Here is a 19,901-nt window from a genome sequence, read left to right as displayed (position 1 = left end):
CCCGCATCCCTTACACGGCAAGCCATCCGTAGACAAGGTGACTCTTACCGTATGCGGTAGACAAAACAACGCTTAATTGGCAAAACTTCATTACCCTTGATAACGATTTATTCAGATTTAGCACTAACTAAGCTAACAAACGGCAATAATCGGCCCATGTACCACTCCATGTGTCTGTTAAAAAATGAAGCGCTACCCACTTTTGTTATCGACATACCTATCTGCTGCCGGTTTGATGCTTGTACCTCTCACTGCAATAAGTGAAGAGGCTGAACTTGAGCCAGTGGAAACACCCCCTTTCACCGCTCAAACCAAACTGGGTTTTATCTACACAGAGAACACCAGTTCATCGTTATCGGTTAACTCTGCGCTTTATCTCAGCTACCAACAAGAATCTTGGTTACACAAGGGATCATTTGAAAGCTACTACACGGACGCAGACAATGCCGATGATGGTGCCAATCGCTATACCCTGAACGCAGGTTCCAGCTATGATTTTTCCGAAGAGACGTTTGTGCGAATGGCGAGCCGATTTGAAAACGACCTCTACGGTACCTATCGCAAACAGTGGATTTTAATGAGTGGATTGGGTCTGTATTTGGTGAACTCGGATAGAGTCAAAACATCCATAGCGCTTGGTCCGGGTTACCGCTTCACTCAGCGACAACCTTTTGATTCAGAATACCCAGATCAAACTAACTATGAAGTGATCGCCTCGTCCACGATTGATAGCGCGTTTGTGTTATCAGAGCATCAGTCGTTGGGGGCAACCTTTGATATCGCATACGGTGAGGAGAACACGCACTACAATGTGAAGACCTACGTAAAGAATACCTTGATGGCGAATTTGTCTTTGGTGTTCGATCTCGAATACATCTACAACACAACGGTAGCCGAAGACCAATCTCCGGATGAGATTTACAGCACCATGAGCCTCACTTACGATTTTTGACAGCTCGTAACTCAAAACGCCAGAGCCCCTCAATTGAGGGGCTCTGAATCGCTAACCGAAAGTGATTATTATTGGGCGCGCTGCCACTGCACTAACCATTTGTCTAGGTGATTGGCAAATTGCTGTCTGTCCGCTTGGCTTAATGGCGCTGGGCCTCCGGTTTGAATACCACTACTGCGCATGGTTTCCATGAAATCACGAATATTAAGACGCGATTTAATATTCTCTTTGGTAAATGCTTCACCTCTGGAGCTGAGGGCGTGGCCCCCTTTGGTAATGATCTCATCAGCCAATGGAATATCGCTGGTGATCACTAAGTCTCCAACCTGACAGCGTTTCACAATCTCATTGTCTGCCACATCAAAACCCGCTTGCACTTGCAGCATAGTGATCTTTGGGGATGCGGGGGTACGAATAAACTGGTTGGCGACCAAAGTCACCTCTACACCTGTGCGTTGCGACGCTCGAAACAAGATATCTCTAACCACAACAGGACACGCATCCGCATCAACCCAAATCTTCATTTTGTTTTTCCTAGTCTAAGTGAACAGCGTTATTAGACCTTAAATTTGACCGCAGTACCACTGACGCTGACCATCATCATACTGCCGCCACTGCCAATCACTTCGTAATCAATGTCGATACCAACGATTCCGTCTGCGCCCAGTGAACGAGCTTGCTCTTCCATTTCTTGAAATGCAATTTCACGTGCCCGGCCCATTTCACGTTCATACGCACCAGAGCGACCACCAACGACATCACGAATCGCACCAAACATATCTTTAAAAATGTTGGCTCCTAAGATCGCTTCACCGACGACGACGCCTAAGTAGTGCTCAACGGGTTTGCCTTCGACCACCGACGTTGTTGTTTTGATCATAATCTTCTCCTTCCATGACCATTTGCAGTTACGAGATCGAAGATAGAGGGATTTCATCGAGAACTCAACCAACGCAATGATTGATTGCGATAGCGCTATTCATATGAAGAATAAAAGCCAAACCACTGATACTGAATAATTACTGACTATATATTCACTTAGTTACAGCTCCTACCAGTATATGCACTCGATTTCTCAAGTGATGAGAAGTCACTAAGTATTAATAGCCAGGATTTTGCATGTTAAAAATGAAAACAATCAGAACAATTCATTAAACATACTGGTTAACAACTGGTTAAATAACAGAAAAAACTAGTGATTTAGATCACACCTTATACATCACCCGCACTTTTTCTCTTTCTGTACTTTCTGGTCGCCTGCTAACCTCCTGCTCGCCTTGAAGTGAACTCAAGGTGCATAACTATAAGGAGTGTTCACTATGAATACCAAGAAACCGATGTCGTTAACCGGCCGCGTAATTCTAGGCATGGTTGCGGGTATCTTGACAGGATTTGCGATTCGCACCCTCTTTGCCGACAACGGATTTGTCGACACATACATTGTTAATGGACTATTTGAAGTTGGTGGACAAATCTTTGTTGCCAGCTTGAAGATGCTCGTTGTTCCGCTTGTGTTTGTATCACTGGTTTGCGGTACGAGCTCACTCAAAGATCTTTCGACGCTCGGACGCATGGGCGGTAAAACTCTCGCCTTTTACGTCACGACTACAGCAGTGGCTATTACACTTGCTCTGACAATGGGTAACTTGTTCCAACCTGGCGCAGGTGCAGATTTAACAGCAGTAAGCTCATTTAAATCCGCTGAAGCACCTTCACTTGGTCAAGTGATCATTGATATGTTCCCAACCAACCCGATCAGCGCAATGGCAGAAGGTAAAACTTTGCAAGTGATCGTGTTTGCAGTTCTGTTCGGTATTGCGATCAGCGCTGCAGGTAAACCAGGAGAACGTATTGCGGCGTTTTTCTCTGACCTAAACGAAGTGATCATGAAGCTGGTTGCTATTTTGATGAACCTAGCACCATTTGGCGTGTTCTTCTTGATGGCAAAACTGTTTACTGGTCTAGGTTTAAGTGCCATCGTCAACCTTGCTGAGTACTTCTTAGTGCTAGCGGGCACACTGATTCTACACGGATTAGTAACCTACAGTGTCATGCTGAAAGGCTTCACTGGCCTTAGCCCTATTACCTTCTTGAAGAAGATGGAAGATGCCATCATGTTCGCCTTCTCAACCGCATCTTCTAACGCGACCATTCCAGTCACAATGGAAACCGCGAAGAACCGTATGGGTGTTGAGAACCGCGTATCATCATTCACGGTACCGCTTGGTGCAACAGTGAATATGGATGGTACTGCGATCATGCAAGGTGTGGCGACTGCATTTATCGCCCAGGCATTCAACATTGACCTAACCATGACCGATTACCTAATGGTTATCATGACGGCAACGCTTGCTTCTATTGGTACCGCGGGTGTTCCTGGTGTTGGTCTTGTCATGCTGGCAATGGTGCTTAACCAAGTTGGCCTACCGCTGGAAGGCATCGCTCTGATCATGGGTGTTGACCGTCTACTCGACATGATTCGTACTGCCGTTAACATCACCGGTGACAGTGCCGTCACTGTGATTGTGGCTAAGTCGGAAGGCGCACTGGATGAAACCCGTTTCAACGACCCTATGGCAGGTGTCAAAGAAGAAGAAGTTTCGTTAAAACATCAAGAAGCTTAATGACTTAGCGGATAGCGCTTCGCGCAAAGTGCAAAAGCCAGCAACACCTGTTGCTGGCTTTTTTTGTTATTGGAGGGCAACATTGCCTTCGATCTTATAAGTGCGCTGAACCAAATAAGCTTAATCACGTACAAAGGACGTTCTGGAACACGTCGAGGCACAAGTAAGCATGAACCCCATTAACCCAGCCAAGCTCACCAACAGCAAATGGACCGCAGTAACCCCAGTGAATCGAGAGAAACATTTCCTTGTCACTGAGGTTGAGTTTGAGGAAAACGGCACTGTCCTATCGTGTAAAATCGAAGCTGTCATGTCGAATAACGAATACTTCATCGATTGGAAAACATTAAAAGATACCAACCAATGGCGCCAAGGGTGGAAGTAACACCCTAGGCTTATTCTACTTACCTTAAACTTTAGCTTCTCTTATCATACGCTTGGCGTGCTGACCGTATTTTCTCTTGATGGTCATCCGCCCAGCAAACCAGTTGGTAAAGCGGTTTAACCAAATCCCCTCCCATCTCTGTAAGGCAGTATTCCACTTTTACCGGAACCTCAGGATATACGGTGCGATTCACATAACCTTCTCGCTCGAGATCACGCAGTGTCTGGGTCAACATGCGTTGTGAAATGCCTTCAATTCGCGATTTAAGTGAGTTAAATCTATCCGGACCATCCACTAAAGCAAACAAAATCAATAGCGACCATTTATCGCCAATTTGTGCCACGACATTGCGCACAGGGCAATCTTCATTGTTATAAAATTTTCGTCTGTCTGCGTTCTCTTGAACCGCCATATTGCCATCCTCTTCCGGTTATAGGTTACCAAAATGTGCCTATCGAACATTTTGGTGCCTTCTTGCGCACTAGGTTACTATTAATTACTATAGTTATTAATCGATACCAACATGAAGTAATCATACCAAGGAGTTCCCTATGTTTAAAGCGATCACATCACTCTTTCTACTCGTTGCTAGCACCACTTTGTATGCTCAATCGGCAGATAAATTGATCATTGATTTACCAGCACTTGAAAAGTCAAACTGGACAGAGCAGGAGCGAGAGAACGCACGAATCATCACCGATTTCGTCCAGAATTTAATGAACAATCATGATTTCGCTTATGTATTAGAGAATTACAATGACAGCGCTTACGTTCAGCACAACCGTAACTTGCCAGATAAAGTCACTGGACTGGTCGGTTTCTTAGAAGAGTTTGTCGAAGAGTACCCTGACTATACCTACGACGTAAAACATATCTACGTCGATGGTGATTACGTGATTTTCCACTCTCATGCCACGCTCGATAAAGAGGACAGAGGCAATGATCAAAAGGGCATGAACATTATTGATACGTGGCGCTTGGAAGATGGCCGAATCGTTGAGCACTGGGATTCAATCCAGGCCCTTGATTTTTCAATGCGCGTCTATTCTTTGCTCAGCGGCGGTGATATTGCCAACTCAAACGGTGTGTTTTAAAACAAGGCAATAAAAAGGCAGCCTGGTGGCTGCCTTTTTCTCACTATCACACAGTTAGAACTCGTAGTTCACGTTAAGCTCAATACTGCGCTCTGCACCGTACCAACAGTTGTCGTTGTCGTAGCAAGAATAGTATTCTTCATTAAGCAAATTATTCGCAATCACATTGACGCTAGTTCCATCAAGAGACTCCACCGCGTTGCCCAATTCATAACCAAACGACATATCGACTAGGGTGTAAGAAGGAACACTTCCAGTTAGGTTGTAAGCATCGCGCTCCATTTTACCCACGTAACGAACGCCGCCACCGAATCGAGCCCCAGCCAATGAACCAGTGTAAAACTGGTAATTCGCCCACAAATTGGCGCTGTGAGTCGGAACATAAATTGGAGTTGTACCTTCTAATCCTTGATCCGCTCCCGCATCCGTGACTTCCATATCTAAGTAAGTGTATGACGCTGCGAGATCCAAGCTTTCTGTTGCGTACCAGCGCCCTTCAACTTCCACACCTTTCGAAACAACTTCACCAATCTGAATGCGTTGCAAGAAGTTGTTTGGATCCGCCGCCAATACATCCGACTTGGTAATCTGGAATAACGACGTCGTCAAAGATTGGGAGCCATCTGCGGATTGATACTTCACACCAGCTTCAATCTGCTTACCCAACTCAGGGTCATAATCTTCCCCGGTCAAAGCATTGGTACCAGCAAGCGGTTCAAAGCTGGTCGCGTAACTGATGAACGGCGCTATTCCCGATTCAAACTCATACAAAGCGCCAACACGGTAAGAGAACTGACGATGATCTGCTTTGGTACTGGCGCCGTTGTATTCATTATCGGCACGATAATGATCATAGCGCCCACCCGCAATCAACACTAAATTGTTGTAGCGGATCTGGTCTTGTAAGTAGAAGCCAAGCTGGTCAACCGTCACCTCATCAACATTTCGGTATTCGTTACCCATATCGTTGCGATTAATGAAGTCGTTACTCGGGTTAAATACGTTGTTCCAGTACACTTTATCAAATGCCGTATACACCGACTCACCGTCTAGGTTTTGATAATCAATACCCAGCAAAATGTTGTGTTGAATACTGCCGGTCTCAATCAGACCAGAAAGCTGGTTATCAATCGTGAACCCTTTCGACTCCTCTTCGGTGCTGTATGCAAGGAGACGAATGTTTCCTGTGTTTGGATCCCAATAGTTATAATCCCAACCACCGGGGCCATACACTGCGCCGTGATAGGTGTTTTCTTGCAACAAGGAGGCATCGAGGTAACGAGCGTTTTGCAGAAAGCTCCAATTGGCGTTGAATTCATGATTAATCTTGTAGCCTAGCATCATGACTTCGCGCTCAAAGGTGCTCCAATCATCGGCACCAATCCAAGTTGAAGGTGACGTTGAACCGTTTGGATTATCAACAAACATCCCCGAAGACGGCAACGCAGAGTTAATCCCCATTGATGGGTCTTTTTGGTAATAAAGGTTGAAGTTAACCCAAGTGCTATCGGTCACTTGCCAGTCGATCGATGGTGCAATGAGATAACGCTCTTCTGTCGCGCCACCTACTTGGCTATCTTTTTGACGAGCCAGAGCCAACAGTCGATATGAGACATCGCTGTCACCAAACTGACCGGTTGTATCGAGTGATACCTGCTTGAGACTGTGGCTACCAGTGGCAAGTCCCACTTTGGTACTCTGCTCCTGTTGAGGTGATTTCGCCACCATGTTAACCATGCCACCTGGAGACATCGCGCCATATAAGACAGAGGTTGGGCCTTTAAATACTTCGATTTGCTGGACGGCAAATGGGTCGATCTGTGGCTGCAAGTTCCAGTTATTAAGAAGCGGTAGCACTAAGCCATCGTAATAACTTTGTTCCGCTCTAAAACCACGAATCATAAAGGTATCAAACATGGTTACCGCACCGCCGCGCGTCTCCGTCACCACTCCCGATGCATAACGAACAGCTTCACTGAGGGACTGCACCCCACGCTGCTCAAGCTGTTGATCATCAATAACTGTGATGCCTTGAGGTGTTTCCTCGGGCTTCAGTGCCGTTTTGGTTGCCGTGTTGCGATAGGCTTTACCCAATACCGTTACGGTTTCTAGTAGCGTTGAATCTTCAGAAGTGTCTTCGGCGGCAAATGCTGGTGCGGCGAGCGCCGCTAGTAATGCTAACGTCAATGTTGAGCGATTAAATCTTGTTGGAGTTATCATGTGTCCCTCGGTACCAATGCTTTCTCTTGAGAATAAATCTCATTTGCATTTTACGAATTTGAAGACGAGAAAGTTAACAATTTGGTGCAAAGTGACCAGATAGGTTAAATTCGTTCGATAGGAACCCAGTACTCCATGACCGCCAGTTCACCCATTTCTCGATAATTGGCTGGGTAACATTCAAGCTCAAAACCATCTAAGCCACGATAATCAGAGTGTGGTAGCCAGTTCAACAAGAACCACTGCAACGTTTGAGGTAATTGAGTGATGCAGCCTTTATGTTTCATCACGGCGTAAGTCTGAGAAGGGACATTTAATAAATCGAAATCGTGAGCCGTTAGACTAGGCAGTTCGGGAAATCTAAACTCTTCTCCCACTGGCGTACCCGCCCAATAGCGGATATTTGTGCCGTCAAAATGACTTTGCGTAACATCAATAACACCAACCCCATGCGTTGGGGGTAACCCAGCCTGCTCGGCATGACACTCCAGTTTTTGCCATAAGGCCGGGACTTTGACGTGAAAATCTGGCGCTAACGAGAATAAACCGTTGATCTGATCATTCACACCCAACAATGTGAACGCCTCACGTGTCTCGACTCTCACTTCGACAAAGCTGTCGATTTGGCTTAAATCCGCTAACGTCGCGACTTCAAACGGCTTTCGAACACCACTTCTTCGACCTAACTTGCGGTATCCTCTTGGGCTAACATCGAACATCTGCTTAAAAGCACGGCTAAAGCTGATTTCAGAATTAAACCCAAGATCTAAGGCAATATCGATAACCCGCTCATCGCCGTCGATCAAGCGCTCAGCAGCTTGACTAAGCTTTAACTCACGCACATAAGTCGCCACGGATAATCCTGTTTTCTCTTGAAACACCCGTTGTAACTGCCAGCGCGACCAACAACTTTGCTGGGCGATATCCACTAAAGATAACGGCATATCTAAGTTGCCATGAATATACGACAAAACGCGATTTATGCGCTCAAATGCGCTGGAGTTGATGGAAACACTGAGATTTCGGCTCATGAGATAACACTGCTGCTGATACTATTCGGCCATAGTATCAAAAATGTAAATGAGAATTAATATCTATTGAGTGTTGTATTGCTTTATTGCGTCGCAGAAATATCACAAACGTCGAGAAATCAATTGCTAACACCTTAACGGAGAAAACCCCAGCCTATAAGGCTGGGGTTGACCTACGGTTAACGTTAGGTAGAACGGGATTATTTGGTCGGCATAGGCAATATCTCAAACATCCCATCAAAGTCATCTAACGCCTCGCTAAGTTGGTTAACTAAACTCACATCACCGCTAAGCTTGGCATCGCCTGACTTGACCAATTGTTCCAACGTTTTTTGACCTAATACCATGGCTGTCATGTCAGCTTTGTTGATTTCCAAGGTCACGTCCGTTTTCGGTAACGTTTCGACGGCAATGTTCGCCATGTTTGCATTGGATACTTCACCGAAATAGGATTCGTTCAAATCTGGGTGATGAACACCAAAGTTAAAATCCAGCCCCGCCTGTTCTGCCTTCTCAGCATTTAGCCTTACGGCTAAGAAATCTAAGAACATGCCCGTTGGTGTATTTGCAATCACATCCGGAGACGCTAACTTGATTGACGGCTGAATATCTCCAGTACGCAGCTCAACAGCCCCTTGCAGGTAAGAATTTCGCCACGCCATAGTTTCCGATTGATATCCTTGCTGTTCAAAGCTGTCCGCTAAGGCAAAACGATAGTCGATATTGCTTGGGTCACATTGAACTAAGTCATTGAATAGCTGCGATGCTTGCTGGTAGTCCCCTTGTTCAAAGTGCGTTTTACCCGCTTTGAATAAGGTATCAGCGCCTGCAGCTTCAACGTAAACACATGACTTTTCTTGGGTTTGCAGTGGATTGGTGTTCACAGGGTTCATGTCATGATATCCCAAGTACAAATTTACAACGGCACGAGCATTATGACTGTATGAACCATGGTAGCCATTGGTGTGCCACGTCTCTTTTTGCGACTGAGGAACGATTTTTTCTATCTCACGGCCTACATCATGAATGGTGACACCATGGTTCGCTAGGCGCATGGCTTGGTTATGAATAAATCCATAGTTATCGCGTTGCAGCGTCATGTAATCGGCAATTTCATTGGTTTCGGTTGTCGAATCATTCCAAACTGGTGCTGAGTGCGCCGCATGGATGTTATCCACTAAGCCACTGTCGACATAGCGAAGTTTTAGCTCTGTTAGGTACTTGGTCCACACCAATGCGTCACGCACTTTTGCTCCGCGGAAGGTGTAAATATTGTGCATACCGTCGTAAGTTAACTCTGCCGTATTGAGTGAACGGTATTCTGGAACATAAAGAACAATTTCAGCTGGCGCTTCGGCACCTGGCATATTGATCGCGTGGAAGTCCAAACCATCAATGGTGATCACTTTTTCACGCTCTTCAATTTCTTGAGTCGGTGCCACTAACGTCACCTCCCCTCGAGAGGTTCCAAGACCTAACGCGTTATCAACAATACCTTGAGTGTTGTTGTCTAAGGTGGTGCCGTATTGATAGTTGGCGCGGCGTCCCATCGCAGCCCCCGCAATCACGTTTTCATCGGCGAGTTCTTTGATAAAGTCATTGGGCGCGTAAATTGGTGCACCTTCAACAAAGTCGCCCGACTCAAACACACCGCGAGAGCCACCAAAGTGATCAGCATGCATGTGTGAATAGATCATTCCGGTAATCTTATGCTCTCCATTGATCTTAGGTAGATGCATTTTTGCAAACTCCCAAGATGCCGCCGCCGCTTGTTTAGACAGAAGTGGATCGTGAATGACGTAACCATTGTCAGTACGGTAGATGGTCATGTTCGACAAGTCTGCGCCACGGATTTGATAAACCCCATCGGTCACTTGATACAAACCGCCTGCGGCGTAATTCAGCATGCCTTGACGCCAAATCGATGGATTTACCGATGCGGGTAGCTCATCGACGCTCATCTCGGCCATGTATTCGAAGCGATTTTTCAGTTCGCCAGCTTCATGAGTTCCAAACTCTGCAATCAATCCTTTTTGCGTGCGCTCAAATGCGCTGACATCTTGCCATGGTAACGATTTTGCTAACGTCGCATTGGCTAACTTAGTGTGCTCTGTCGCTGGTTTACCTTGGTAGGTATCTAAGCTGGCGTAATCTGCTGACGCTGAAAACGAAACGATAAGGGCAAGTGAAATCGCTGAGGGTGCAAAGCGGTGTGTCATAGGGAACCTCGTAGTCTCTCGTTATTGGGTACAGGACTAATCTAATCGGTTGACACATCAAGATACATACATGAGACTTTATACAAAACATCGCGATCTGTTATGTATTGGAGAAAGTCGTGCACGATAATGCTGTTGACCTTAACTTGTTCAAAGTCTTTCTGAGTGTCTATCAACATCGTTCGATCACCGTCGCCGCGGACGTGCTTGGGCTGACTCAACCAGGGGTAAGCGGGGTTCTCAAACGGCTGCAACAACAATTGGGTGTTCAATTGTTTATTCGCTCAGGACGTGGGATCGCCCCCACTCATCAAGCTCACGAGTTAGCGAGGCAAATTGAACCCGCATTTAGCCAAATCCACAACGCAATTGAAGGTATCGAAAGCTTCAGCACGGCGAACTCGCGCCGTTTTGTGGTCTATACAACCGAACCCATGATGTTAATGCTGCTGCCAAAGATCGAAGCCGATAGCACGCTTGGCAATGTCGATATAGAGCTTCACCCTACTCTGTCGAGTGAAGAAAAACTCATCCACAACCTCAATCAACAAAAAGCCGATCTTGCCATCGACTTTGCCAACTATTCAGCACCCTCGTTCTTTTCCGAGTTTTTCTTTAATGATGAACTGTGTGTCATTGCGCGCAAACAACACCCGCGCATCCAGCAAACCCTATCGCTAGAGCAGTTTTACGCGGAGAAACATGTCACGCTGAAACTCAGGCGCGAAGAGGCTTACCTTGCCGATTACTTCACTGAAGAGTCTATCGGCGAACGTCGAGTCGCCGCAGAGTGCGACTCACTCGTCTCTCAAATGACCATGATCTCAAGCAGCAACTGTTTAGCTGCCATGGTCAAAAGTATTGCCGATCAATTTGCCGAGCGATTAGATCTTCAAGTCATTGACGCTCCATTTACGCGCATCCCAGTTAAGTATCGCTTACTGGCGCACAATCGCATGAAGCACAGTCCTGCCAATATTTGGCTCCGCGACAAGCTCAAGTCCTATTTCGTCGACCAATAAAAAAGCCCCGAGAAATCGGGGCTTGAGTAGTGAATCAGGGAAGCATAATTTAGCGAGCGAGCTTTTCAATCACTCGCATCAGTAGCTTGATACGCGGTTCGATTGAGTCTAAAAGTAAATACTCTTGATCGCTATGGAACCCCGCACCCACTGGGCCTAAACCATCCAGTGTTGGCACGCCAAGCACTGCCGTGTTGTTAGCATCAGAGCCACCGCCAGCTTCTTTCCAGTTGATCTCAATCGCTAGCTCTTGTGCCGCTTGCTCAACAATCTCCATGAGTGCCACGGTTGCTTCACTCGGCACCATCGAAGGTTTGTAAGCTTCGCGTTTGAGCTCTACCTTAACCTCGCTGTCAAACGTCTGTTCAATCATGGCGTTTAAACGAGTATCCACCTCGTCATACTCTTCGTTGCTCCAGAAGCGGATATCGACAATCGCCTCTGCATGCTCTGGGACGATGTTCGCACCAGCACCGCCAGAAACGATGCCCACGTTAAGTGTGGTACCCGATTCAAAGTTGGTCATGCGATTGATCGCCAGAACCCAGTTGGCCATTTCGGTGATCGCACTGTGACCTTTCTCTGGCTCATTGCCGGCGTGCGCTGCAATGCCATCAAACGTCAGCTTGTATCTCGCCATGCCTTTACGCGCTTTCACAAGCCCGCCATCTGCGCGAGCTGCCTCAGCAACCAATACCTGTTTGGCTTGCTTTGCCACTGCCTGAATCCAATCCACAGAATCCAGCGAACCCGTCTCTTCATCTGGGTTCATACAGATACAAATCGACAATGCATCCAGCACAGACGGATCAAGGTGACGCATCGCGTAGACCACATTCAGCAAACCCGATTTCATATCCGATACGCCTGGACCGTAGGCTTTATCTGCGTCACAACTCATTGGTCTCAGTTCCGCCGTTCCAAGTGGAAACACGGTATCCATGTGACCGACCAGCATAACGTCGATGTCACTCGCTTGTGGCTTGTTGCGAATCTCTAAACCAACACCCGCTTTACCACAGTCGACACGTTTCACCTGCCAACCAGCCATATCAGCAAATTTAGCTTCAAACTGCGCCGCTATAAACTCGATGCCATCAAGAGTGTAAGTACCGCAATCCACATTTATTAATGGACGTAGCTCTTCTAAATATTCATTGAGTGAAAACTTCATTCTTTGTCCCTTACACAAACAGATTCATCACCAACATGGCACCAAACGCGTTAATCACTGAGATAGCAATCATCACAGGAATGTAGCGTCCTTCAGTACCGATCGGCCCCATAATGCGCCCCATGTATTGAACTTGGGAGCCCATTAAGTAGATGGCCGGTGCCAGTATTGCAATGTGGGTCCCATTGAGGATACCTTGGTCAAACAGAGTAATCACAACACCAACGGCGCCACCCATCGACATCCACGCACCAATCAATACTGCTGCCGCTTCACCAGGTAAGCCAAACACGGCCATCACTGGCGAGAAAATCGTTCCCATCATCTCCAGTGCACCAGTGATTTGCAGCGCTTTGATGATCACAAACGCCATCAAAACATTGGGTACAGTCGAGGTTGTGGCGATCACCCAGCCTTTTTTTGCACCTTCGACGAAAATATCAGTGATCATTGGTTTTCTTACTTTTACGTCACTCATTACGCCGTCTCCTCTTTTAGGTTTGCAGCCTCGTTGTTGTCTTGTTTACCCTGCTTATCTTCTTTGCCTTCGGTGATGTTCAAGTAGATACGGAACAAGTTCGCACCAACAAACTTAAACACGAACATAATCGCAACAGCCAAGCCAATCGAAGAAGTCACGGCAAGCGAGCCGTCTGCCATAGTGAGAGTAAATAGCACAGCGCCAGAGGAGAAGAAGTTAACGATGGTTGCCCCTGCCGTGAACTGGAACATAGTAAAGACGTCGGTTTCACGTTTAGTTAAACGCCCTTCATCCTTAAGTTGACGAGTCATCGCCGCGCCAGCATCAGTACTTTGCAACGACGCTATGAGGGCAAGGCCGGAGCTGCCCGGAATCCCCATGAGTGGGCGTAGAAGTGGCGTAAGAAGTTTACGAGCAGCATCCAGCGCACCGTAATGTTCAAGAACATTGATCACCCCCAGAGCAAACATCACGGTTGGGATAAGCGTAAGAGCAAAAATAAAGCCGTCTCGCGCGCCGCTGCCGCCTTTACCACGCAGAGAGGTGGTTGCCGCTTCCACGCCTTCCGCCGTCTCTTTAACATCGTAAGCAACGCTACCGAAAGAGCCATTGAGGGTGGTAAAGTCAAGCACACCATACCATTCATTGGACTTCATCAGCCCCGAGAAAAACACCACAGCGAAAGCGAGTGCGACGTAGCAGCCCCAGGTCACTTTGCGCTGTTTTTGATTGGAATCAGACATATTTCACCTATGTAGTCGATTATGTGGAACAGAACACATAGGGATCTTGGATTAAAGAGTACGCCGTGAGGATGATCCTCATCAAATAGCATCACGAACTATTAATATCTATTCATGCATTATCATATTTTGTGATATTGAGCCTAAATAGCTCATACTTCCAAACCAAATAAATAACATTGCATATCAAATTGATTCATAAAGTTATCACCCCTGATTAAAAATTGATGAGAATTCAAACAGATCAAACCTATCTCACATACCCCTAGCGCAAACGCCATTACACTAGGGAACCATTGCTTTATACCCAAGTGACTTCTTACTCCCTCCTAGCGAGGTTACTTGGGTATAACAACAATCATCTTTCGAAGGAGTGGAAGTATGAAACTGCAGTGGTCAGTCTTTATTGCTTTAACGCTAGCCCCCATCAGCGCCTTTGCTGCCAATGCGACAGGCGACATTTTACCCCTCACCCAATCCACCATCGGCTATGCTGCCCTATTGATCTTTGCCATCGCCTATACCCTAGTGATGCTCGAAGAATACCTACAGCTACGCAAATCAAAGCCCGTGCTGCTTGCGGCAGGCATTATCTGGGCAATGATTGGCTATGTGTACTCGCAGTACGACCAGATCGAAGTGGCGAAAGCCGCCTTAGAGCATAACTTGCTGGAATACGCCGAACTATTGCTGTTCTTACTGGTCGCCATGACCTATATCAGTGCCATGGAAGAGCGAAGGCTGTTTGACGCGTTACAAGCTTGGATGGTCGGTAAAGGATTTAACTTCAAGTCTTTGTTCTGGTTAACGGGAATACTGGCCTTTTTCATTTCTCCCATCGCGGATAACCTCACGACTGCGCTATTGATGTGCGCTGTGGTCATGAAAGTCGCGGGAGACAACACTCGTTTTATCAACCTTGCCTGTATCAACATTGTGATTGCGGCGAACGCAGGAGGAGCGTTCAGTCCCTTTGGCGACATCACCACACTGATGGTTTGGCAAGCTGGTCACGTCTCTTTTGCTGAGTTCATGCCCTTATTCTTACCATCAGTGATCAACTACCTAGTTCCCGCCATCATCATGTCGATGTTTGTGCCCAATACTAAGCCTGATGTTGTCCACCAGCACGTCGAGCTCAAACGGGGTGCGCGCCGAATTGTCGCGCTATTTATCCTCACCATCGCAACCGCTGTTGCTTTCCATGCTGTGCTGCATTTCCCTCCAGTTATTGGCATGATGATGGGCTTAGCATACTTGCAGTTTTTTGGTTTTTTCTTGCGCCGGACTCTCAAAGCATCGCTGCACAAAAAGGCCGCTATGGCCATCGCCAACCGAGACGATCACGCACTGAAGCGCTTAGGTTCAGTGGTACCGTTTGACGTATTCCGTCGAGTGTCTCATGCCGAGTGGGATACGCTATTGTTCTTCTACGGTGTTGTGATGTGCGTAGGTGGTTTAAGCTTGCTTGGCTACTTGGGGTTGATCTCTGAAATCATGTATACCCAGTGGGATCCAGTGTGGGCGAATGTCATGGTCGGGATCCTTTCTGCGATTGTCGATAACATTCCGGTGATGTTCGCGGTACTCACCATGGAACCCACTTTATCGATGGGTAACTGGCTGTTAGTAACATTGACGGCAGGGGTTGGCGGCAGTTTGTTGTCGATTGGTTCAGCAGCAGGCGTGGCGTTAATGGGCGCTGCCCATGGCAAATATACCTTCTTTGGTCATCTCAAGTGGATGCCGGTCATTTCACTAGGCTATGCCGCAAGTATCGTGGTCCACATGATGCTCAATGGGCATTTGTTTACTTAGTTTGACTCAGCTGGCAAAGGCGTGAAATCACGCTTTTGCCAGATACTTGCCAATTGATATTTTGCACACGCGCTGCAAGTTAACAGCTCATTCTGACCGTGTATCTTCATCACGATATCTTCACGCTTCTCTTTGGAGCTGTTACGCATGGTAATGGTCAGTGCGTTATCATCCACTTCAAATGGCTTGATCATGTCTGGCACGCCGGGCTTGATGAAGGTCACCTGAGCATCAGCAAACTTAAGCAGATCGTCGTTATGTTGGTTTTCATACACGCCAACAAAATCGTACGTTTGCTTATTCAACATACGTACCGCATCTTCTTCTGAGCAGCCAATTAACCCAAAAGAAGCCACGTTAGACAGTACTACCGCTGATATCCAGTGCCTTTTGCTCATTCTGTTACTCCAGTTTCTCCAATTCAAGAAGCTTGGCTTTGCGCTCTACGCCACCTGCATAACCCGTCAGTTTGCCATTTTTACCTATCACCCGATGACACGGGACAATCACCGAAATCGGATTTTTACCATTCGCCAACCCAACAGCTCGCACCGCTTTAGGGTTATCAATGGCATTGGCGAGATCTTGATAGCTCCATGTCTCACCATACGGGATAGTCGTTAAAGCATGCCACACTTTTTGCTGAAATTCGGTGCCTTGCGCCGCTAATGGTAGCTCAAACTCGGATCGGCTGCCCGAGAAATACTCTTGTAACTGCTTGATTGCATTATTAAGTATAGGATCAGATTCGCTGTATTGTCCTAACTCTTCCGGCTGTGTGGTCTGGGTCTCAAACCAAGCACCCAATAAGCCTTGGTCATTCGCTTGTAAGGTCATTTTGCCTAAAGAAGTAGAAAAAGTAACGTATCGCGTATTCATGCATGACTCCAACAATGAAACGTCGCGTAGCTGCCCCAAGGAGCCACAGACTGCGGATTAAGTTTAGGAAACTGATTGAGCGCTTTTTTCACCACTAAGTCTCCATCTAAAAAACAATTCGGCTCAGACGCCCCGCGTAAACGAGCATAGTTAACCGTCCAAGGACCAATCCCCTTTAGAGCTAGCCACTCGCTCAATGGGGCCTCTGGATGATCACGCATAAACTCCGCAAAACGGTGTAATGTCTCTTTGCGACTTTGAGGCATCCGTAAGAAAGTCAAATCGGTACCGGCGACTTCATCAGGCGTCGGAAAGTGCTTCTCGCCTTGTGGCTGAAGGGTTGCAACCAGCAAATTTAACTGGCCAATCGCCGCTTTTATTGAAACTTGCTGGCCCAAAATCGCTCGAACCCCAGCTTCCCAGCAGCTCCATACCCCAGGAATACGAATGCCAGTATGACGCACAAGCTCAGGCTCTAATTGGTGTAATTGCTGCTCTATACTCAACACATCAGTATCAAGGTCAAACATCCTTCTCAGTTGACTCACTAGCGCCTTCAGTTTGCGTGTATCGTCGAGTTTAAATTCAGCGCGCATGACTCCTGATTTCAAGGGGGCTATCTTGAACCAGCCTGCCGTGTTTTGCAGAACAAAGGAACGCTGATAGCTGTTCTCATCGACCGATTCAATGCCCTTCACTGCCCGTAAACGATAGAAATCAAGCATGTGTTGCCAGTCAAGTGGTCCTTTGTAAGCTAAGTCAATGAAGTTGCTGCCCTGCGAGTTTTTATCTTGCTTACGCACTTGGCTAGGGGTGAGTTTTAACACTTGTTTAAATGCATCATTAAAGCGCCGCACGCTATTGAAGCCACTCGCAAACGCAATCTCTGTCACTGGCATTGAGCTCGAATGGAGCAAATGCTTGGCGAACATGAGTTGCTGGTATAGCGCATACTGCTTGGGTGCCATGCCAAGATGGGTTTGGAACAGCTGCCTGAGGTATCGATCGCTTATCCCCAAGCGTTCTGACAGCTCGCTTAAGCTTGCGTCATGCAAAGCACCTTGTTCAATCAAATCGACCGCCCGTTGCAAGGTGGCTTCAACCCCTTTCCAAGCCCAAGAGCTCGGCGCGCTATCTGGGCGGCAACGTAAACACGGGCGATACCCAGCCTGAAGTGCCTGAGCTTTCTCGACAAAGTACTCGACGTTTTCTTCCTTGGGTAAGTTCGCTGGGCAAATAGGTCGGCAAAATATGCCGGTACTTTTCACTGCAATATAAAATCGACCATCAAAACGAACATCGCGTGCCAATCTGGCGCGCTGACACTCTTGTATGCTCAATCCAGGTAACCTGTTCATGCCATTTTCCTTGGGCAACTCTTTCTTCTGCTTAGCAGTCTAATCGACTGAATGACGAATACTAGCCATTTTCGGAACTGTATGAAGTTGGCGGATCAGAAAATTTCTTCTAAATTAAAAATTGCAGTTAAAAAATAATAAGGAAGTTGGCTATGAATCTGCACTCTTGCACTGTCGTCCTAAGAGGCGAACTCACTATGACGTGTCACAGCGTAGAACAAACTCTGGGTATTATTGACGAACACGGCGCTTCGAATATCCACCGAATCCTAATTGATGCCTCAGATGGACAACACGTTCACTCCTACCATAACCTGAGCATAGAAGAGTCGATTGAAAGTTTAATGAGCTTGTAAAAAAGCCTCTCGCGAGAGAGGCTTGTCGGTTCTTTTTTACTCATCGACTGGCAAGTCTGCCATCTGCTGAAGACTGTAAGCAGTGACCGGGTCAATGGTCTTCACTAACTCTTCTACTTGCTTGATCGCTTCAATCGATGTACTGGCTTTACGGTAGCTGAGATAGATTGGCCGACACCAATCTTCCACACCTTTGACCTTATTCAGTTGGCCGCTGGCAAGAAACGGTTCGACCAACGATGCTGGTAAGTATGCACTGCCGCCTTTTTCGAGAATAAAATCGAGGGCAATACGCGCGGTCGAGGTACGTAAATATGGCGCGGGAATTTTAGGATGTCGCTCAGCATGCTCCGAGGCAAACTTGGTTCCCCAATCAACGTAGACGTACTTGTCCGCAAAAACATGCTCAAGGTCGTCTTGTTGGGTCGACACCAGCACCAGCACCACATCAGCCACTTTCTTACAATTTAGCTCATCTGCTTTGATTTGATCGAAGGCAAACGCCATATCCAAGGTTCGCTCTTGCAAGCTGCGGTTAAGCGCTTCACGGCCCATGATTTCTGCCATAAAGCCATAACCTTCAAACTCATCAGTCACTAAACTTAAACAGTTCTGCAAGTACGCATCCCAAACGTTAGGTGTGCCGCCCAAGGTCAGTTGCAAAGCTTTACCACTTTCTAATGACAACTCGAGCTTGGCTTGCTGCAATGTGCTCACCATGACTTCAGCGTAACCGATCAAACGTTCACCCGATGACGTCAACTTAATGTTATTGCGATCGCGGATAAACAATTGAGTATCAAAGTAACTCTCTAACTGTTTGATACGAGCACTGACTGCCGCTTGGGTGATATAAAGATTTTCAGCCGCACGACCAAAATGGCGAACGTTGGCTAATTCCAGAAACGTTCTAAAGACTTTTACGTCCATCTATTTTCCTCTAGGTGCAATATTCCAAGAGTAGCAAAAAATGAAAAACGACTTATCGCTCATTAAACAAATTGTTACCTAAGTTTCATAAAACTGTTTAATAGAGACGATAAAAAGGTTTTGTTTTTCTTTTGTTAAATTTACGCCTAATTTTCGCTTTGTACCGTTTAGGGTAATTCATCAATGTAGGTTATAGAGGCTACTATAATGTCTGACACTCAATTTCGTCACGGCAAAAAACGTTTTTACGACAACACTAAGTTTCCGAGAGGCTTTGCTAAGTCTGGTGATTTTACGCTTGCAGAGGAAGAAATTCTAACGCTTTATGGCGACACTATGCTGGGTTTAGAGTCAGGGGAAATTGTTCCTGATAACTCGGAAGAAAAACACTTCGTCAAAGTACTGGAAAACCCAGGCAAGGCAAAAACAAAACTTGAGCGCATATGGCTAAAATACATTCAGCTCGCGCGCGGTCGTAAGCGTTTTCATACTTTAAACGGTCGTAACAAACCTGAAGCGACAGAAGACTATTCCGACGACTCAGTATTAGTTGAAGAAGACTGATCTAAAAAGCCCCTTGCTGTTGCGCGGGGCTTTATTGTTTTCGTCTGAAGC

21 protein-coding genes are annotated in these 19,901 nt (G+C 46.7%); 8 read left to right on the top strand and 13 right to left on the bottom strand.

The features are described 5' to 3' along the window. Window positions 1-184 precede the first annotated feature (184 nt). A complete protein-coding gene (locus RH45_RS04785) occupies window positions 185-952 on the top strand; it encodes a DUF481 domain-containing protein (RefSeq protein WP_008074394.1) in 768 nt (255 codons plus the stop codon). Between the two features lie 68 nt (window positions 953-1,020). On the opposite strand, the gene RH45_RS04780 is transcribed toward RH45_RS04785, so the two are convergent. Both RH45_RS04780 and RH45_RS04775 read right to left on the bottom strand, forming a co-directional pair. Beyond that, entirely contained in the window at window positions 1,021-1,476 is a 456-nt protein-coding gene (locus tag RH45_RS04780; RefSeq protein WP_008074392.1) for a YaiI/YqxD family protein, read from the bottom strand. Between the two features lie 32 nt (window positions 1,477-1,508). Next, entirely contained in the window at window positions 1,509-1,832 is a 324-nt protein-coding gene (locus RH45_RS04775; RefSeq protein ID WP_008074390.1) for a heavy metal-binding domain-containing protein, read from the bottom strand. Window positions 1,833-2,271: 439 nt separating this feature from the next. Here RH45_RS04775 and RH45_RS04770 point away from each other — a divergent pair, with 439 nt between their 5' ends. Beyond that, the gene (locus RH45_RS04770; protein WP_008074388.1) at window positions 2,272-3,576 is read left to right on the top strand and encodes a dicarboxylate/amino acid:cation symporter; all 1,305 of its coding nucleotides are present in this window, start codon (window positions 2,272-2,274) and stop codon (window positions 3,574-3,576) included. Window positions 3,577-3,745: 169 nt separating this feature from the next. Beyond that, the gene (locus RH45_RS04765; protein WP_008074386.1) at window positions 3,746-3,961 is read left to right on the top strand and encodes a TIGR02450 family Trp-rich protein; all 216 of its coding nucleotides are present in this window, start codon (window positions 3,746-3,748) and stop codon (window positions 3,959-3,961) included. Window positions 3,962-3,992: 31 nt separating this feature from the next. Here RH45_RS04765 and RH45_RS04760 read toward each other — a convergent pair whose 3' ends face one another. Then, window positions 3,993-4,373 (bottom strand): winged helix-turn-helix transcriptional regulator, encoded by a 381-nt coding sequence (locus RH45_RS04760; protein ID WP_008074384.1) that lies wholly within the window; start codon window positions 4,371-4,373, stop codon window positions 3,993-3,995. Between the two features lie 139 nt (window positions 4,374-4,512). Between RH45_RS04760 and RH45_RS04755 the strand changes: the two genes are divergently transcribed. Beyond that, complete coding sequence (locus RH45_RS04755; RefSeq protein WP_008074383.1) at window positions 4,513-5,055, top strand: nuclear transport factor 2 family protein; 543 nt, start codon at window positions 4,513-4,515, stop codon at window positions 5,053-5,055. Window positions 5,056-5,109: 54 nt separating this feature from the next. On the opposite strand, the gene RH45_RS04750 is transcribed toward RH45_RS04755, so the two are convergent. From RH45_RS04750 to RH45_RS04740, 3 genes are all read right to left on the bottom strand, one after another. Further along, window positions 5,110-7,275, bottom strand: a complete 2,166-nt coding sequence (locus tag RH45_RS04750; protein ID WP_008074382.1) for a TonB-dependent siderophore receptor — start codon at window positions 7,273-7,275, stop codon at window positions 5,110-5,112. A gap of 104 nt (window positions 7,276-7,379) precedes the next feature. Beyond that, window positions 7,380-8,282 carry an AraC family transcriptional regulator gene (locus RH45_RS04745; protein WP_039958211.1) on the bottom strand — a complete coding sequence of 301 codons (903 nt, stop codon included), beginning with the start codon at window positions 8,280-8,282 and terminating at the stop codon, window positions 7,380-7,382. A gap of 224 nt (window positions 8,283-8,506) precedes the next feature. Continuing rightward, window positions 8,507-10,525, bottom strand: coding sequence for an alkyl/aryl-sulfatase (locus tag RH45_RS04740; RefSeq protein WP_008074379.1), 2,019 nt, complete (start codon window positions 10,523-10,525; stop codon window positions 8,507-8,509). Between the two features lie 119 nt (window positions 10,526-10,644). On the opposite strand from RH45_RS04740, the gene RH45_RS04735 reads away from it, so the two are divergent. Next, complete coding sequence (locus RH45_RS04735) at window positions 10,645-11,547, top strand: LysR family transcriptional regulator (protein WP_008074377.1); 903 nt, start codon at window positions 10,645-10,647, stop codon at window positions 11,545-11,547. A gap of 49 nt (window positions 11,548-11,596) precedes the next feature. Here RH45_RS04735 and RH45_RS04730 read toward each other — a convergent pair whose 3' ends face one another. From RH45_RS04730 to RH45_RS04720, 3 genes are read right to left on the bottom strand one after another with little or no spacing between them, the layout of a single operon-like run. Next, complete coding sequence (locus tag RH45_RS04730) at window positions 11,597-12,721, bottom strand: M20 family metallopeptidase (protein ID WP_008074376.1); 1,125 nt, start codon at window positions 12,719-12,721, stop codon at window positions 11,597-11,599. A gap of 10 nt (window positions 12,722-12,731) precedes the next feature. Continuing rightward, the gene (locus RH45_RS04725; RefSeq protein ID WP_008074375.1) at window positions 12,732-13,199 is read right to left on the bottom strand and encodes a YjiG family protein; all 468 of its coding nucleotides are present in this window, start codon (window positions 13,197-13,199) and stop codon (window positions 12,732-12,734) included. Continuing rightward, a complete protein-coding gene (locus RH45_RS04720) occupies window positions 13,199-13,945 on the bottom strand; it encodes a nucleoside recognition domain-containing protein (protein ID WP_008074374.1) in 747 nt (248 codons plus the stop codon). The genes RH45_RS04725 and RH45_RS04720 overlap by 1 nt, the downstream gene beginning before the upstream one ends. 381 nt (window positions 13,946-14,326) lie before the next feature. On the opposite strand from RH45_RS04720, the gene nhaD reads away from it, so the two are divergent. After that, on the top strand, window positions 14,327-15,763 hold the full coding sequence (gene nhaD / locus RH45_RS04715) for a sodium:proton antiporter NhaD (protein WP_008074373.1): 1,437 nt from the start codon (window positions 14,327-14,329) through the stop codon (window positions 15,761-15,763). Here nhaD and RH45_RS04710 read toward each other — a convergent pair. From RH45_RS04710 to RH45_RS04700, 3 genes are read right to left on the bottom strand one after another with little or no spacing between them, the layout of a single operon-like run. After that, the gene (locus RH45_RS04710; RefSeq protein WP_008074372.1) at window positions 15,760-16,161 is read right to left on the bottom strand and encodes a hypothetical protein; all 402 of its coding nucleotides are present in this window, start codon (window positions 16,159-16,161) and stop codon (window positions 15,760-15,762) included. The genes nhaD and RH45_RS04710 overlap by 4 nt on opposite strands. 4 nt (window positions 16,162-16,165) lie before the next feature. Next, the gene (locus RH45_RS04705; RefSeq protein ID WP_008074371.1) at window positions 16,166-16,642 is read right to left on the bottom strand and encodes a methylated-DNA--[protein]-cysteine S-methyltransferase; all 477 of its coding nucleotides are present in this window, start codon (window positions 16,640-16,642) and stop codon (window positions 16,166-16,168) included. Beyond that, complete coding sequence (locus RH45_RS04700) at window positions 16,639-18,000, bottom strand: DNA-3-methyladenine glycosylase 2 family protein (RefSeq protein ID WP_008074370.1); 1,362 nt, start codon at window positions 17,998-18,000, stop codon at window positions 16,639-16,641. The genes RH45_RS04705 and RH45_RS04700 overlap by 4 nt, the downstream gene beginning before the upstream one ends. Before the next feature lie 152 nt (window positions 18,001-18,152). Here RH45_RS04700 and RH45_RS04695 point away from each other — a divergent pair, with 152 nt between their 5' ends. Beyond that, the gene (locus tag RH45_RS04695; RefSeq protein WP_008074369.1) at window positions 18,153-18,356 is read left to right on the top strand and encodes a hypothetical protein; all 204 of its coding nucleotides are present in this window, start codon (window positions 18,153-18,155) and stop codon (window positions 18,354-18,356) included. A 36-nt stretch (window positions 18,357-18,392) separates the two neighbouring features. Here the strand turns inward: RH45_RS04695 and RH45_RS04690 are convergent, their stop codons facing one another. Continuing rightward, complete coding sequence (locus RH45_RS04690; protein WP_008074368.1) at window positions 18,393-19,286, bottom strand: LysR family transcriptional regulator; 894 nt, start codon at window positions 19,284-19,286, stop codon at window positions 18,393-18,395. Window positions 19,287-19,493: 207 nt separating this feature from the next. Between RH45_RS04690 and RH45_RS04685 the strand changes: the two genes are divergently transcribed. Then, window positions 19,494-19,850 carry a MaoP family protein gene (locus RH45_RS04685; RefSeq protein ID WP_008074367.1) on the top strand — a complete coding sequence of 119 codons (357 nt, stop codon included), beginning with the start codon at window positions 19,494-19,496 and terminating at the stop codon, window positions 19,848-19,850. Window positions 19,851-19,901: the final 51 nt, after the last annotated feature.

This window comes from Vibrio sinaloensis DSM 21326, from assembly GCF_000189275.1.
GTDB lineage: Bacteria > Pseudomonadota > Gammaproteobacteria > Enterobacterales > Vibrionaceae > Vibrio > Vibrio sinaloensis.
This window is presented reverse-complemented; position numbering and strand designations above follow the sequence as displayed.

What these genes read in the sequence shown, in the direction of transcription:
- RH45_RS04765 (WP_008074386.1), top strand. Translation starts at nt 3,746, where the DNA reads ATGAACCCCATTAACCCAGCCAAGCTCACCAACAGCAAATGGACCGCA.
- RH45_RS04690 (WP_008074368.1), bottom strand. Translation starts at nt 19,286, where the DNA reads ATGGACGTAAAAGTCTTTAGAACGTTTCTGGAATTAGCCAACGTTCGC.
- RH45_RS04705 (WP_008074371.1), bottom strand. Translation starts at nt 16,642, where the DNA reads ATGAATACGCGATACGTTACTTTTTCTACTTCTTTAGGCAAAATGACC.
- RH45_RS04755 (WP_008074383.1), top strand. Translation starts at nt 4,513, where the DNA reads ATGTTTAAAGCGATCACATCACTCTTTCTACTCGTTGCTAGCACCACT.
- RH45_RS04730 (WP_008074376.1), bottom strand. Translation starts at nt 12,721, where the DNA reads ATGAAGTTTTCACTCAATGAATATTTAGAAGAGCTACGTCCATTAATA.
- RH45_RS04685 (WP_008074367.1), top strand. Translation starts at nt 19,494, where the DNA reads ATGTCTGACACTCAATTTCGTCACGGCAAAAAACGTTTTTACGACAAC.
- RH45_RS04740 (WP_008074379.1), bottom strand. Translation starts at nt 10,525, where the DNA reads ATGACACACCGCTTTGCACCCTCAGCGATTTCACTTGCCCTTATCGTT.
- RH45_RS04725 (WP_008074375.1), bottom strand. Translation starts at nt 13,199, where the DNA reads ATGAGTGACGTAAAAGTAAGAAAACCAATGATCACTGATATTTTCGTC.
- RH45_RS04780 (WP_008074392.1), bottom strand. Translation starts at nt 1,476, where the DNA reads ATGAAGATTTGGGTTGATGCGGATGCGTGTCCTGTTGTGGTTAGAGAT.
- RH45_RS04750 (WP_008074382.1), bottom strand. Translation starts at nt 7,275, where the DNA reads ATGATAACTCCAACAAGATTTAATCGCTCAACATTGACGTTAGCATTA.
- nhaD (WP_008074373.1), top strand. Translation starts at nt 14,327, where the DNA reads ATGAAACTGCAGTGGTCAGTCTTTATTGCTTTAACGCTAGCCCCCATC.
- RH45_RS04710 (WP_008074372.1), bottom strand. Translation starts at nt 16,161, where the DNA reads ATGAGCAAAAGGCACTGGATATCAGCGGTAGTACTGTCTAACGTGGCT.
- RH45_RS04695 (WP_008074369.1), top strand. Translation starts at nt 18,153, where the DNA reads ATGAATCTGCACTCTTGCACTGTCGTCCTAAGAGGCGAACTCACTATG.
- RH45_RS04700 (WP_008074370.1), bottom strand. Translation starts at nt 18,000, where the DNA reads ATGAACAGGTTACCTGGATTGAGCATACAAGAGTGTCAGCGCGCCAGA.
- RH45_RS04720 (WP_008074374.1), bottom strand. Translation starts at nt 13,945, where the DNA reads ATGTCTGATTCCAATCAAAAACAGCGCAAAGTGACCTGGGGCTGCTAC.
- RH45_RS04775 (WP_008074390.1), bottom strand. Translation starts at nt 1,832, where the DNA reads ATGATCAAAACAACAACGTCGGTGGTCGAAGGCAAACCCGTTGAGCAC.
- RH45_RS04770 (WP_008074388.1), top strand. Translation starts at nt 2,272, where the DNA reads ATGAATACCAAGAAACCGATGTCGTTAACCGGCCGCGTAATTCTAGGC.
- RH45_RS04785 (WP_008074394.1), top strand. Translation starts at nt 185, where the DNA reads ATGAAGCGCTACCCACTTTTGTTATCGACATACCTATCTGCTGCCGGT.
- RH45_RS04760 (WP_008074384.1), bottom strand. Translation starts at nt 4,373, where the DNA reads ATGGCGGTTCAAGAGAACGCAGACAGACGAAAATTTTATAACAATGAA.